The organism is Lutimonas vermicola (assembly GCF_038433205.1).
Lineage (GTDB): Bacteria > Bacteroidota > Bacteroidia > Flavobacteriales > Flavobacteriaceae > Lutimonas > Lutimonas vermicola.
Genome location: NZ_JBCDNA010000001.1, coordinates 552,286 through 567,226 on the forward strand (window position 1 = coordinate 552,286; position 14,941 = coordinate 567,226).

Sequence of the window (14,941 nt, forward strand, 5' to 3'; positions counted from 1 at the left end):
CTCTTTTTAATACAGGAATGGAATGACCCTGTATTTTACTTTTTGGGTGTAGGCTTGCCAAAGCTCACCATATTTTTCAGCACACCTTTTATCATCATCTATTTGTCTGGGAAGCAAAAGGGCAACATAATATATAGGGTAAAGCCATACCCAAATTACTTCGGGATACCCAACACTTAAAGCGATGGCAGTACCCATTAAAATTTCTCCCAAATAGTTAATATGACGGCTGAGTCCCCAAAAACCATTTACCAGCAGGGTTTTGTTGCCATCTGAAATCATTTTGGGTTTAATGCCTAAAAACACCTTCTCAGGGGCTGTCTTAAACACATATTTTTGCATATTGGCACCACGAGCGAGCGACCAGCCCAGTAAAAAAAGCAAGGCATAACAAACGAGCAGCCACAAAGGTGTGTTGGGATCAGGTAAATTCACAGTGGCCCATATGGCGATCAAATAGAAGTAGGGATAAAAGGCAAGGCATCCCCAGCCCAATTTGAAACCTACCCGTTCTGCAAAAAAATCATAGGTGTATAAATGGACTTTTTCAAAACTCAAATAGTCAACTATAAAATAAGTCAGCATAGCAGCACTTAATATCAGGCCAGCAGGTACGGATCCGAATTCTGAATAACGATGGGCAATAAAACTCAGGATATTCAATTCAAGCATCACTGCACCTATAAGGTACAACCACATTTTTGCATCGATTCTTCCATTTTTGAACTGCGGGTTTTCCAGACGTCCTAAAAAGATGTCAGATACCAAAGACTTGCCGGTTGAAGCATATGGGAGTACAATCGACAAAGAAAAAACAAGCCCAAAAAAAACGGCGCCTGCCAAACTAAACCATCTGACCTCATAGAGCCAGTCGTAGGCAACGAGTTCAAAATGACCGGCTGCCAACCATAAAATGACTGTGCTGAGCAATACCAGTCGGCCATTTAATTTATAGCTTAATAATTTGCCGGTTGTTGAGTGCCGCACATAGCCTGTAACCCATTTTCCGGGAAGAAAATAATGCAGTAAAGTGATTAATGCATAAATGATCCATGGAGTAAAGAAGCCGAGTATTTGTGTTTTCATGATAAATCTTTTGTGTTTTTATCCATAATTGAAATGGCCCATTTTCTGGGAAATATCCTATTCATAAAGAACTGAGCCAGTTTATTTGTCATACCGGGAATTGTTGTGGGGCCCTTGCCGAGTGCATTTAATGTATCTTCCGCCACTTGTTTTGCCGATAATGTACCCGGAGCATCTTTTGTGTTCTGGGCATTTTTGTAACCTGGTGTAGAAATGGCACCTGCACATGAGGCAAGTACATCTATGTCATGTTTCTTTAATTCATTCCATAAGCCTTCTGCCAGAATGGAGTTAAAGGCCTTTGATGCTGCATAAGTAGCAATTTTCGGACTGCCCTGCGTTCCGGCCAGGGATGACATCAGCACGATACCGCCTTTTTTTCTATCAATCATTTGTTTTGATACAAGTTTTGAAAGCAACAGTGGTGCTTTTACGTTGACATCGACAATTTGTTCAAGGCTTTCTTCTGAAATATTTTCAAAATACCCGATAGGGGCGTACGCTGCATTGTAGACCAGTAACCCGATAGCTTTGCCGTGTAGACGATGTGTTTTTTTTACTGCAACAAAATCCGACAAATCCAGGGTATAAACTTGTATCTCTACACGATAAATTTCCTTGAGTTTGCGTGCCAGGGCCTCCAATTTATCCAGTCGCCTTGCAATTAAAATCAGGTTGAGGCCGCGTTTTGCCAAAGCTTCTGCGAAAGCCGCGCCTAAACCTTCGGATGCTCCAGCAACCATTGCCCATGAACCGTATTTTGCTTTGAAATCAGCCATTGTTTAACACGTGAATATAATAATTTGACTGATTACAATTAGTAATATTATGGTTTTCTTTAATGAACTTTGTTAAAGCATACAATTATCAGATGGTATGGGCAAAGTGATTCTGCAATCAATATTGAAATTATTGATACTATATATGAAAATATCTTAGATTTTTAAATTTAGTATATTTAACTCAAAATCAGATTGTATGTTGCAATTACAAAATTATGCTAATGGATTCTGAAGGGTAAATTATTTATTGTAAAATGGAGTTTTTGTAATACATAATTTATCATTTTAACTAAAAACATATATATTTACTAAAAAATTAAAATTGAAAAAAAATAATAAGTTCCCTATATTTTCTTCCTATGAATTAGATTCAAGGTTCTATGATGAATTGTTTGACGCTAATCAAGAAGTAAGAGAAATTTATAAAACCTTGTATAAATTATTTGGAGAGTATTCAATAGATGAATTTGACCGATTGAATAACCAGGCAAAGGATTCTTTTTTTAATTTGGGAATTACTTTTCAGGTGTATGGTGAAGATAAAGTTCAGGAAAAAATATTTCCTTTTGATTTATTTCCCCGAATAATATCTCACAAGGAATGGGATATTATCGAAAAAGGGGTTTTGCAAAGAAGTAAGGCACTTAACATTTTTTTATGGGATGTCTATCACGATCAAAAAATTATTAAAGACGGCATTGTACCGTTGGACCTGATCAGTTCATCCGTTAATTTTTTACAAGAAATGGTAAATCTGGACCCTCCTGAAAGCATTTATAACCATATCTCGGGTACAGATTTGATAAAACACAAAGACGGAAATTATTATGTATTAGAAGACAATATAAGATGTCCGTCAGGCGTGAGTTATGTGATGGGAAACAGAACGGCGGTTAAGCATGCTCTCTATGGGGTTTTCAATAAATATAAGGCGCATACAGTTGTTGATTACGGTGCCAATTTGTTGGATATCATGGAGTCGGTCAAGCCAAAGGGAGTTGATTCCCCGGTTTGCGTTATTATTACTCCGGGGGTATATAATTCTGCCTATTATGAGCATTCATTCTTAGCGAAACAAATGGGTGTCGAACTTGTTGAAGGCCGAGATTTGTTTGTTGAAAAGGATTTTGTGTACAAAAGAACGATTTACGGACCGGAAAGGGTAGATGTGATCTACAGAAGGGTTGATGATTTATTTATTGATCCTCTGGTGTTTAAATCAGATTCTCTTTTAGGTGTCCCGGGCTTGTTTTCGGTATATAAAAAAGGAAATGTCTGCCTGGTGAATGCCCCTGGAACAGGTGTCGCCGATGATAAGGCAGTGTACACATACATGCCCGATATCATAAAATATTATTTAGGCGAAGCTCCAATTCTCAGTAATGTGCACACCTATCATTGTAGTCGTAAAAAAGAGTTGGATTACGTTTTGCAAAATGTTGATAAATTAGTGATCAAACCAGTTGATGAATCAGGTGGTTATGGTATTTCTATAGGAAACAAACTCAGTAAAGAGGAAATCGAAAAAGTCAAACAAGTTGTAAAAGAAAACCCTCGAAAGTATATTGCCCAACCCATCATGTCATTATCGACCCACCCAACGTATATTGAAGAAAATGAATCTTTTGATGCACGTCATGTTGATCTTAGGACCTTTACGCTGCTGGGAAAAGACAAGGACTACGTTTTAAAGGGAGGGCTTTCGCGAGTGGCACTTAAAAAAGGAAACTTAGTGGTTAATTCATCTCAAGGTGGAGGGTCAAAAGACACCTGGGTTTTAAAAAAATAAAAATTTATGTTAGCAAGGGTAGCCAATAATTTATTTTGGATGGGACGTTATATTGAACGTTCCGAACATCTGGCCAGATATTTAAACGTCAACTATTTTTCATCACTGGATGCTCCGGATGAGCTGTCTCAGTCTCGACAATTTGTATTGCGGTCTATTTTATATATGGCTGATAATGAAATAATTGAAAGTGAACTGGATTTGCAGGAACAGGTAGTGCTATTTGATGTCGGCTTGAATCCCGAAAAGCCTAACTCAATTATTAACATATTCAAATATGCACATGAAAATGCAAGAAGCTCACGGGATTTGATTTCAACGGAGTTGTTTGAGACAATCAACAGAATAAATCACAGAATTAAAAATTATTCGGTAGAGAGCTTTGTAAAAAATGGTTTATATGATTTCACCTTGATGATCACAAAGTCAACGGCTGAGATTAGAAGTAAAATAAAAGGAACCCTTTTGCACGATGAAGTTTATGCGATTATCATGCTGGGTGTTTATCTTGAAAGGGTCCTGCAGGTTACAAGAATTATAAATTCCAAATACAGTGATGTTTTAGCCGAGCAAAAAAGCAATCCTGATTTGATAGGAAACAGCTTTCAATGGTCAACCCTGTTAAAATGTGTCTCATCCTATGATATGATGAGACGCTATTATAAAAAGACACCTTCTAAAGTTACAACGCTGGAGTTCTTAATACTGAATTCAAAATGCCCGAGATCGATCAAAAATTGTTTGAACAGAATTTATTATTATATGTCTATCATTACGAAGCATCACCTTGTTGCCAATAACTCGGCTGCATTTTTAATCGGAAAAATAAAATCTGAATTTGAGTATAAATTGATTGAAGACATAGATGATCATCTTGAAGAATTTATTACAGAATTGATTCATAAATTGGCTGTGATTGCCGAAAAACTTGAAGAAGATTATTTTAACGTCCATCAGACACTCTCGTCAAGTTCTGGTAAAATTGCAGAAGCGAATCAATAGGTTTTTTCGTTACGCTGTTACAATGATTTTAATAAAGCAGGGCGAATGTCCACAGAAACTTCCATCTCGTTTTTACCTGTGCTGTAAATAACTCCTTTCAGGGGGGCCACATCATAATAATCTCTGCCATGCGCAACTACAATGTGCTGGTTTTTTGGTATATGATTGTTTGTTGGGTCAAAATCAATCCAGCCAAATGTGGGGATGAAAACCGAGAACCAGGCATGAGAAGCATCCGTACCGACTAATTTCTCCATGCCTTCGGGAGGAATTGTTTCTATATAACCGCTTACATAGCGTGCCGGTAATCCCATAGATCTTATACATGCAATTGCAATTTGAGCAAAATCCTGACACACGCCTTTTTTTTCGAGCATTACCTCATTCAGTGGCGTTGCTATATTTGTAAATCCGGAAACAAAATCAAAATCTTCAAAAATGCGCTGCATCAGTTCAAAAGAGGCTTCGAACATAGAGCGGCCGGGTCGAAATGATTTACGGGCATATTTTTTAATCTCCCCTGAATAATTTGAGATTAAAGGCGATTCTAAAACAAATTGTCTTGCGTTTAATACATCGAGATCAATTCCCTTCATTAATTCAATGGCATCTTTTATCGCTACTTGTTTAGCTCTTTTTAAATCATCAGGGTCATGCTGCAAATGGTAGTCCCGATCAATTCTGCTTTTGGCCTTGACAATTAATTCTTTATGATGCTTCTGAATTGAAAACCTGGTGATCGTATTGTGAAAAAAATCTTCACGATCGGACAGGTCTGTGGGTATTGGGCTGATATCCAATTCATAATCAATCAGTATTTGGCCAGGAAATGATTTTGGCTTTAAGGTGGCTATATTATGACAAAATGAAACCCCGTATTCGTAGGTGTATTTTGTTATATGTTCGATATCAAAAATCATGTTATCTCCTAATTTTTTGATTGACCAATTGTCTTTGCTGATAGGAATGATTAAAATAAGTATCCGAAATCGCCAGGGAAGTGGCGTGTAATAAATCACTCAATTCTGATAATAATTCTTCTAATTTCAAACGCATCTTAGTATTTTGGTCAACTGCTGTCAGTTCAGCAAGCTGCACGTCCTCAATTTTCTTCAGGGCTTCAAATATAGTCCTTTTACATGCTGTCAGGTCATCGGAATTCCTGACCGGCAACAAATCAATATCTTTTTTTAACCTCTTGATTTGATAGGTTAGTGACCTGGCATATTCTTTGTCAAACAAAATAAGGTTTAGCACATTTTCAAGACTTAAAAATGACCGGTAACTATAGCGATAAATATTAAGACTTTCATGACTGTTTAACAGGGATTCCAAAATATCGTATTCTAAATCTTCTTCATATTGTACGATGACAAGAGACCTGAACTTTGCTATGGTCATCATTGCCTGTTCCATCTGCAAACCAATAAAATACAATAAGAGTCCCTGCTTAACAAGCACACTTTCTTCAATTAAAGCCATGAATGCAATGAGCCTGGTTAATATTCTGTCAAAAAACTTGGTATGAATTACAATGGAATAATTATCCAGTGATTCATAATCGGTCCAGACTTTTTGGATACTCTCAAATACCCGCCACATATCTCTGGACCACAAATTACGAAGTGAATAGAATGAATTACTAAAACTTGACAAGGTTTGAGCGAATGACCCGCTTTTGTTGGTATCGAAGATAACCGCTTCAATTTCTTTCAAAGGGTTTTTCATCGCTTTACCATCCTTATCATCCATGAATCCCGGAAAAGTAGAAGTGATGTTTGTGATTGACTTGAAAAGAATCTTTAAATTTTCAGACTGAGACTCACTATCATTGTATTGCACATTATTCATTTGGTTCATCACCATCCTCATGTATCTTGCAGTCACAATGGTCCGCCCTAAATAACGACCCGACCAAAATAAATTTTCTGCTGTATTACTGGGTACATCCTCAAGTCCATAAGACTGATTTGACGATGACTTCTGCCATGAATAATGCTGTATATTATGCTGTGCTTTATCGCTTACTACCCAAAAATCTTTACTGGTTCCGCCCCGTTGATTGGAAACGATTAATTCTTCCCGATTGGCTGCAACCCTTACCAAACCACCGGGCATCACACTGTATCCATTATCTTTCGCAATCGAGAAAGACCGGCAAACGATATTTCGCGGTTCCAATTGACCCTTGACAAAATTTGGTGCAGATGAAAAATGTATTCTTTCCTGTGCAACAAATTTATACGGATGGGTCAAAATTTCAAGTTTCAGTTCGTTCATTTCTTTTTTACTAAGAAATTCACAAAAAAAGATTCGTTCCCTGTTCGGACGATCTATTTTTTTGATCACTAAAGACGGCAGATGTGTTAAAACATAATTTCTTTCCTTTTCCTGTCCACACCACCACGATGCAATTTGAGGCAACAAAAGGTCTTCATTAAGAAAATGCTTGCAGATGTTGTTCATAAACGGAATTAAGGCAGGATTCTCAAGAATACCACTGCCGACAGGATTTACGATAGTTACATTTTGAAGCCTCACTACTTCCATTAAACCCGCAATTCCGAGATAGGAGTCTTCCCTTAACTCGAGAGGGTCAACAAATACGTCATCAACCCTTCTTAAGATGACATCAACCTGTTTTAAGCCGATGAGTGATTTCATCCATAACTTTCCATATCTAACAATCAAATCATTTCCCTTAACCAAAGGTAATCCCAGGAAAGAGGAGAGGTAGGAATGTTCAAAATATGTTTCATTAAGCGGCCCGGGGGTTAAAATAACAATAGTCGGGTTTTCTTTATTATCAGGGGCAGCATGAAGCAACAACCTGTTCAAATCCCTGAAGAACTGCGAAGGTTGCTTTACATTGATTTCATTGAAAAATTCGGGAACAGTCCTGCTTATCGAGAATCTGTTTTCCAAGGCATAACCCATACCTGATGGCGCCTGTGTACGATCGTTGACTACCCACATTTGGCCATCAGGGCCCCTTGCCAAATCAGCCGCATAAATTAATAATTGTTTGGAAGTTTTATATTGAATTTGATCACAGGGCCTCAAAAATCCCCTATGGGCATAAATCACCTCAGGAGGAATAATCCCCTTGCTTAACAACTCGCGTTTTCCATACACATCCTTTAAAACCAGGTTTAAAACCTCTGAACGTTGCTGAATCCCTTTTTCAATGGTATTCCACTCATTTTGATGGATTATAAATGGAATGATGTTCAAATTCCAAGGACGGTTTAAACCTTTTGGATCGTTGTAAACATTATAGGTAACCCCATTCTCTTCAAGCAACCAGTCTATATCTGCCTGCTTGGAAATCAAATCCTTGCTGCCAATGGCTCTTAAGTTGCCTAACAGCGTTTCCCATTCGGGTTTTATTTTTGATTCATCAGTGAGCAATTCTTCATAATTACTAAAATCCAATAAATAATTATGAAATAAAGTATTTGTTTTAACTGACATTAATGTTGTCTTATTTTTTTCTTAAATCAAGCGTGTTTGGAAATTCATTATTCACAGGAATCACCTTGTATCTAAATTTTTTACTGCTTCCTTTTTCAGAAACGCTGCGGCTTATATCTTCAATATTTTCTGTAAGGCTTTCTTCAATCACTTCAATTTCGCCCTGGGTATGTCCAAATTCCCAGAACCGGTTAATTCTCCTCGATTCTGCCTCATAGCTGTTTACAGGATATGTTTCATATGATCTCCCACCCGGATGTGCCACGTGATAAACGCAGCCGCCTATAGATCTTCTGTTCCATTTGTCAACAATATCAAAGGTCAGGGGAGTATCTACACCAATGGTCGGATGCAGGGCCGAATGAGGGTCCCAGGCTTTATATCTTATTCCCGCAACAAACTCTCCTTTTGTCGCCGTCTCTTTCAATTGAACTTTTACTCCGTTGCAAGTTAGCACATATCTTTCATTTGTGAAATTGCTAACCTTTACCTGAATACGTTCCAAAGATGAATCGACGTACCTTGCAGTTCCTCCGCCGGACATTTCCTCTCCCAAAACATTCCACGGTTCTATGGCAGCCCTCAGCTCTAAATGTATATTATTGATCGTGACCATTCCGTGAAGCGGGAACCTGAACTCAAAAAATGGATCAAACCAGTCTTCTTTAAATCTATAGCCGGCTTTATTGAGTTGCTTAACAATATCCTTTATATCTTCTCTAACAAAATGTTCAATTAAAAATTTATCGTGTAATTCTGTTCCCCAGCGCACCAGATCATGTTCATAAGGTTTTTTCCAAAACCAGGCCACTAAGGTTCTAACCAGTAGCATTTGCATTAAGCTCATTTTTGGATGCGGTGGCATATCAAAGGCCCGGAGTTCTAAAATCCCCAAGCGCCCTGAGGAAGAGTCAGGGGAATATAATTTGTCGATGCAAAATTCGGCCCTGTGCGTATTTCCCGTAAGATCTGTTAATAAATGCCTGAAAAGCCTGTCTGTAAGCCAAAATGGAACTTCACCATCCTTTGGGATCTGATCAAAAGCAATTTCAAGCTCATATAGATTTTCTAAACGGGCTTCATCAATTCTTGGAGCCTGACTCGTCGGCCCAACAAAAGAGCCTGAAAATAAATAAGACAGGCCAGGGTGATGCTGCCAAAACGTCAATAAACTTCTCAACAAACTCGGTTTTCTAAGCAATGGGCTGTCTTTTGGAGAAATTCCTCCCAGCGTTACATGATTGCCTCCACCGGTACCTGTATGTTTGCCGTCGAGCATGAATTTTTCAGTTCCCAATCTCGATTCTTTCGCATGGCCGTACAATTTGAATGTATTCTCGGTTAATTCTGTCCAGTTCTTTGCAGGGTGCACGTTCACTTCAATGACACCAGGGTCGGGTGTTATTTTCAACGAATCCAAACGATTGTCTTTAGGGGGTTCATATCCTTCCAGAATAACAGGAATTTTTAATTCCTTTGCAGCGGCTTCGATGGATGCTGTTACATCTAAAAATGCTTCAGCCGAATCTAAAGGCGGAAGAAAAATATAGAGGATTCCATCTCTTATTTCGGTACAAATTGCTGTCCTTACAAAATATTTTGGTTTATCGGTATCCGGCCCATTGTCAAGATAATCCCTGTACCTTTTTGACACCAGTCTTTTAAAGCTGGGCAATGCCTTTTTTTTAGCAAAAAGATCTGGCTCATAAACCGGAAAAACATCGTATTCAGGGTTTGAAACAAGTGATTCCAAAGGCAATCGAAAACCGATAGGAGAGGTGCCGGGTGTTAAAAAGACATGATTGCGTCTAAACTTCCATTCGCTGCTAAACCATTTGTTTTGAGTATAGTTCAAAGGGAGTACATAACCCGAAGGTATTGATGTTCCCTTTTCAAGAATTTCTGTTAATTTTTCCTGGATGAGAGAATCTGTTTCATCTTTTGAAGGGTCTATGTCAACAGGAAGTTTACCTGCTTCCCACAAAAGGTAAAAAGCATCTTCATACGTTGGCATGATATGATCAGTTGCAACATTCAGGTATTTTGTTAAAACCTGGAGAAATTTTAAATCAGAGTTCTCAGGAACTTTGGGATGGTCATTAAAAGTCGCCAAAAGCGATTTATCGTGCCAAATTATTTTACCGTCCTTGCGCCAGCAAATTTCAATTGACCATCTCGGAAGTGGTTCTCCGGGATACCATTTTCCCTGAGCGTAATGCAAAACACCACCCTTTCCAAATTCATTGAGTAACCTGCCGGAAAGATCTTTTGCCAGTGCTCTTTTATGTTCTCCGTCGGCGGCGGTATTCCACTCGGGTGATTCCATATTATCAATGGATACAAAAGTGGGTTCGCCTCCCATCGTAAGCCTGACGTCTCCTTTGTCCAATTCTTTTTCGACTTTGAATCCAAGTTTGTAAATATCCCTCCATTGTTTATCGGTATATGGCTTGGTTACCCTGGGTGATTCAAAAATGCGCTTGACGGAATTTTCATAAAAGAATTCGGTTTCACAAACATCTGTTAAACCTTCAACAGGGGCTGCACTTTCATAAGAAGGAGTGCATGCCAGAGGAATATGCCCTTCTCCTGCCAGCAAGCCGGAAGTGGCGTCAAAACCAATCCAACCCGCACCTGGCAAATATACTTCAACCCAGGCATGCAGATCAGTAAAGTCTTCTTCAGGCCCCGATGGTCCATCCAAAGATTTTTCATCCGATTTTAATTGAACCAAATAACCTGAAACAAAACGTGCCCCAAAACCAAGATGGCGCAACACCTGAACAAAGAGCCATGCAAAGTCACGGCAAGAACCATTTTTTTGTTTTAAAGACGCTTCACAGGACTGAACACCCGGTTCCATCCGAATATTATAACTCAGGTATTCATATATTTTTCTATTGAGGTCAATTAAAAAATAGATTGTTTTCCGGGGTGTGGTATCAATATCTTTTAAAAAATCCTGTAATAAAGGTCCCGACTCATCGATTTCCAAATAGGGTTGCAACTCTTTTTTAATGGTTTCCTTATATGTAAATGGATATTCCTCAGCATATTCTTCAACAAAGAAGTCAAATGGGTTGATGGTTTTTAAATCAGCTATGATTTCCACATCAATAGACAACTCTTTCGTTTTTTCAGGAAATACCAGGCGGGCCAAATAATTGCCAAAGGGATCCTGTTGCCAATTAAAAAATTGATTTTCCGGTTTTATCTTTATACTGTATGCTTCTATCGGAGTTCGGCTATGCGGAGCAGGCCTAAGCCTAAAAATATGGGGAGACAGCGATACGGACCGATCATATTTATAAACTGTTTTATGCGAGATTACTATTTTTAATGCCATACCTGATGTTTGCTAATACTTTTTGTTTGAAAATGATTTATCTGCCTGCTTCAGTGCCCGCTGAAACCTAAATATCCAACTGTTCCTATTTCATACAATAATACGATAAGAATCAATATTATTATATTTAAATTTTCAAGCTATCCCCAATCTTAGTCAATGTCAACCAACAGGAGAACGCATTAAAAAAGTTATTCGAAACAATACAACAAAAATACCATTTTATTAAAGATAATGTTTTAGATTTTATTATGCATTGTCATTTCTGGCAAAGAAATCCTGTTTTAACTTTAATATTTTAAAATGGATGATCAGGGCAGGGCGGCTTATATCATAATTCGAGTTTATTCTGAAAAGGTTAAGTTGCCATGAAACGCCATATTTATCCAGACACATCCGAATTTTTTGCCAAAGTCATAATCCCCTGAACCTGCGTAATTTTCAAAAGGAACCATAATCTGCCCTCCATTTGAAGAAAGTTAATCGAACAAAATTACTGCCAACAAAGAAATTTAAAAAAGTATATCGCTATATATCCGTTATTCTTTGAACCGCTCCGGGAGCCATATCGCCGAGGTCAATAGCTCCAATTCTCACCCTGATCAGGCGCAGCGTTGGGTACCCAACGACTGCAGTCATTTTTCTTACCTGCCTGAATTTCCCTTCTGTTATGATCATTTTGATCCATGAGCCGGGTCTGTGCCTTTCTAAGCGTATGGCCGGATGAGCAGCCGGTAATTCGGGTTCGGATTGCAAGAGATAAACTTTACAAGGCTTTGTACGGTAACGAGTTCCTTTGAATCCAATTTCGACACCCTTGCTCAGTATGTCAATATCCTTTTGACCTATCAATCCGTCAAGCTGCACCAGGTATTCCTTTTCAATGCCGGAGCGATTGATCCTGTCACTGAGTTTGCCATCTGTCGTCATCAGCAAAAGGCCCTCTGATTTTTTATCCAGCCTGCCTATTGGCATTATGCCAGGAGCAAAATCATGGAGTTCGCCGAGAAATGATTTACTTCGTATTTCTTTGGGGTCATTTGACTTCAGCTGACTCAGCATCCCGTAAGGCTTGTTGACTTTATAGTGCATATGGCTTGTATCAGGCAATTTCACTTTGAAAATCCTCCGAATTAACAAAATCCAGATCTAACACATTAAAATTATTAGCTGCTTTAACCAAAAGGGTAGAACCTATGGCCTCAAACAGGTGGTTGGTTTTTAATACAAATTCTGCCTGCTTCTCTATTTGAAAATTTGGTATACCTACGAGTGTCAGGTCCGTTGTTGCTGACTCTTCCTTAATAATGTCATAAAATGCTCTCTGTTCAACAGCATTGTTGATGATTTTGATAACCACATTTACACGCAAGTCATCCACAAGTTCCGAAATTTTATGCTCTATTACAGACACTTCTACATTGTTGTTGTTTACAAAAAGAACCCTGATATGAGGATTGTCCCATCTGGGAGAAGCGATGATAAATCTTGCTATGTTTAGCATCATCTCTGCATTTTTACTATCTGTTTCACGCCACCAAAGGTCGACGGTATCATAGTTGCCAAACTTGTTTTTTAAGTCAAAATCAAGATACAAGAGGTTGTAGTCGAGATGCAGCAGGGTTTGAGTCATTTTAGAATATTCCTTGGAGTTTTCCAGTCCTTTTGGCCAACCCATCATAATGGTATTGGGTTCAACTCCTGAAAATCCAAAAGTCGATGCGATATTGGTAATACCATCATAAATATTACTCACTTTTAACTGTCTTCCGAATATTCCCAGTTCTTTAAAATCCTCATTCACCACGACTTGTTCGGTTCTTTTAAGAGGCTTGTCATCCTTCTTGTCAACAATCAGTTTGAAATTGGTGACCATTCCGGTTCTCCCCGAAACAGTTTTGCACAACTCCAATAAATAATGCTGATGATCACTTTGCCCGCTGAAAAGTATGATATTAGGGTTCCAATTTGAATGTTCATCTATTTGGGCATCAATTTTCTTGAGTCCTTTATTGACAATATTTTCCCATACGCTTCGCCATACATCGTTGGACTGAAGTTTTACCTCCTTGCGCTGCAAGCCAAAATACAAGGCTCCAATAACAGCTAAAGACCCAAGCATGGCAGTGGTGTCCAATTTGAACATCACCGCAAAACAGGCAATAAAGCCCAATAAACCGATCCATCGCTTGATCTTAAAAGAAGGTTGAAAATCAGGGTTGGCCCAGCTTTCGAGGAAGTAACAAATATTGATAAAACCATAAGCCGTTAAATAGAACATGGATACCAGTCTGGCAATGACATCAAGTTCACCTATTAAAATCCCGATCTCAGCAATAACAAAAACAAGCAAGAGCGCATTTACGGGTTCGTTATTGATCCCTTTTCCCTTACCAAAAATCTTTGGGGTTACCAGGTCCTGTGACATGGCCTGCAATATCCTCGGGCCTCCAAGTATACCTCCTATAGCAGAGGAGAGGGTGGCTCCCCAAATTCCGGCCACTACCGCCGGGGCGAACAAAGCGATTTTCATTAATATATTGTAATCGGTTTTTAGCAATTCAGGATCTACTGTAAAAGCCAAAAAAATAGCCAGTGACAGATAAACCAGCAAGCCTACACCGATAGCCATAAGTGTGCCCATGGGTATCGACTTTTTAGAATCCTTAAGATCCCCGCTCATCGCTATCCCGGCTGTAAAACCGGTGACTGCGGGAAAAAATATAGCAAAAACAACTTCCAGTGGAACCGAATTTTCAGAAGGAATCAGGTTGACCGATTCGGGGGCAAATTCAGTGGTCCCTAAAAAAATAGACAATATGGATAAGATGATGGCAGCCAGTATAAAAAATTGGGCCTTTAAGGCGACCGAAGTACTGATGAGTGCCAAAATGGTGAGCGAAAGCAAGGCAAAACTGGCTGTGATCCTAAAATCATTGATGGTCATGCCCAGGTCAAAATATTCATTAAAACTTTCTGAAAACCCAATGAGATAAAGGGAAATCGAAAAGGCAGTTCCCACAAAAATAGCAATCCCTATGGAACCTCCTATGGGTATGCCCATACTGCGTGATAAAACATAATAGATACCTCCGGCACCAATTTTTTTATCCGTGGCTACCGATGAAACGCTTAAGCCAGTGGTAACCGCTATCACATGGGCGATAAATATGATCGCAATAGTGCCAAAAAGCCCTGAATTACCAACGACCCATCCCAGGCGCATATACATGATCACCCCTAAAATGGTTAAAATGGATGGGGTAAACACCCCCGCAAAAGTTCCAAACTTCTTTGTTGCAGACATAAATAAAAAATGCTAACAGCTTATAATAAGCGGGTCAATATAACCAATCTTTTTTTATTAGGGCAGGGCTAGAGATTTGAAATTACTCTATTGGCCGATCAATCTTTGGGATATTCATCACGGCTTTCCAAGCGATAAAGGGATTACTGGAAAAA

The 14,941-nt window shown here is 38.8% G+C and carries 9 protein-coding genes; 2 read left to right on the forward strand and 7 right to left on the reverse strand.

What is annotated here, in order from left to right; all coding sequences use genetic code 11:
* Positions 1–6: 6 nt before the first annotated feature.
* Together AABB81_RS02530 and AABB81_RS02535 are read right to left on the reverse strand one after the other, a co-directional pair.
* Positions 7–1,086, reverse strand: coding sequence for a DUF1295 domain-containing protein (locus AABB81_RS02530; protein WP_342158387.1), 1,080 nt, complete (start codon positions 1,084–1,086; stop codon positions 7–9).
* Positions 1,083–1,865, reverse strand: coding sequence for an SDR family NAD(P)-dependent oxidoreductase (locus AABB81_RS02535; RefSeq protein WP_342158388.1), 783 nt, complete (start codon positions 1,863–1,865; stop codon positions 1,083–1,085). Before AABB81_RS02535 ends, AABB81_RS02530 begins: the two co-directional genes overlap by 4 nt.
* 325 nt (positions 1,866–2,190) lie before the next feature.
* Here AABB81_RS02535 and AABB81_RS02540 point away from each other — a divergent pair, with 325 nt between their 5' ends.
* Complete coding sequence (locus AABB81_RS02540) at positions 2,191–3,657, forward strand: circularly permuted type 2 ATP-grasp protein (RefSeq protein WP_342158389.1); 1,467 nt, start codon at positions 2,191–2,193, stop codon at positions 3,655–3,657.
* Positions 3,658–3,663: 6 nt separating this feature from the next.
* Positions 3,664–4,659, forward strand: coding sequence for an alpha-E domain-containing protein (locus AABB81_RS02545; protein WP_342158390.1), 996 nt, complete (start codon positions 3,664–3,666; stop codon positions 4,657–4,659).
* Between the two features lie 17 nt (positions 4,660–4,676).
* Here AABB81_RS02545 and AABB81_RS02550 read toward each other — a convergent pair whose 3' ends face one another.
* The 5 genes from AABB81_RS02550 to AABB81_RS02570 all read right to left on the reverse strand — a co-directional run bounded on the left by AABB81_RS02550 (position 4,677) and on the right by AABB81_RS02570 (position 14,786).
* The gene (locus AABB81_RS02550) at positions 4,677–5,579 is read right to left on the reverse strand and encodes a transglutaminase family protein (protein ID WP_342158391.1); all 903 of its coding nucleotides are present in this window, start codon (positions 5,577–5,579) and stop codon (positions 4,677–4,679) included.
* A 1-nt stretch (position 5,580) separates the two neighbouring features.
* Positions 5,581–8,133, reverse strand: a complete 2,553-nt coding sequence (locus AABB81_RS02555) for a circularly permuted type 2 ATP-grasp protein (protein WP_342158393.1) — start codon at positions 8,131–8,133, stop codon at positions 5,581–5,583.
* Between the two features lie 10 nt (positions 8,134–8,143).
* Entirely contained in the window at positions 8,144–11,479 is a 3,336-nt protein-coding gene (locus AABB81_RS02560) for a transglutaminase family protein (protein ID WP_342158395.1), read from the reverse strand.
* A 528-nt stretch (positions 11,480–12,007) separates the two neighbouring features.
* Positions 12,008–12,571 (reverse strand): pseudouridine synthase, encoded by a 564-nt coding sequence (locus tag AABB81_RS02565; protein WP_342158397.1) that lies wholly within the window; start codon positions 12,569–12,571, stop codon positions 12,008–12,010.
* A gap of 10 nt (positions 12,572–12,581) precedes the next feature.
* A complete protein-coding gene (locus tag AABB81_RS02570; protein WP_342158398.1) occupies positions 12,582–14,786 on the reverse strand; it encodes an APC family permease in 2,205 nt (734 codons plus the stop codon).
* Positions 14,787–14,941 lie beyond the last annotated feature (155 nt).

What these genes read in the sequence shown, in the direction of transcription:
- AABB81_RS02535 (WP_342158388.1), bottom strand. Translation starts at nt 1,865, where the DNA reads ATGGCTGATTTCAAAGCAAAATACGGTTCATGGGCAATGGTTGCTGGA.
- AABB81_RS02560 (WP_342158395.1), bottom strand. Translation starts at nt 11,479, where the DNA reads ATGGCATTAAAAATAGTAATCTCGCATAAAACAGTTTATAAATATGAT.
- AABB81_RS02550 (WP_342158391.1), bottom strand. Translation starts at nt 5,579, where the DNA reads ATGATTTTTGATATCGAACATATAACAAAATACACCTACGAATACGGG.
- AABB81_RS02530 (WP_342158387.1), bottom strand. Translation starts at nt 1,086, where the DNA reads ATGAAAACACAAATACTCGGCTTCTTTACTCCATGGATCATTTATGCA.
- AABB81_RS02555 (WP_342158393.1), bottom strand. Translation starts at nt 8,133, where the DNA reads ATGTCAGTTAAAACAAATACTTTATTTCATAATTATTTATTGGATTTT.
- AABB81_RS02545 (WP_342158390.1), top strand. Translation starts at nt 3,664, where the DNA reads ATGTTAGCAAGGGTAGCCAATAATTTATTTTGGATGGGACGTTATATT.
- AABB81_RS02565 (WP_342158397.1), bottom strand. Translation starts at nt 12,571, where the DNA reads ATGCACTATAAAGTCAACAAGCCTTACGGGATGCTGAGTCAGCTGAAG.
- AABB81_RS02570 (WP_342158398.1), bottom strand. Translation starts at nt 14,786, where the DNA reads ATGTCTGCAACAAAGAAGTTTGGAACTTTTGCGGGGGTGTTTACCCCA.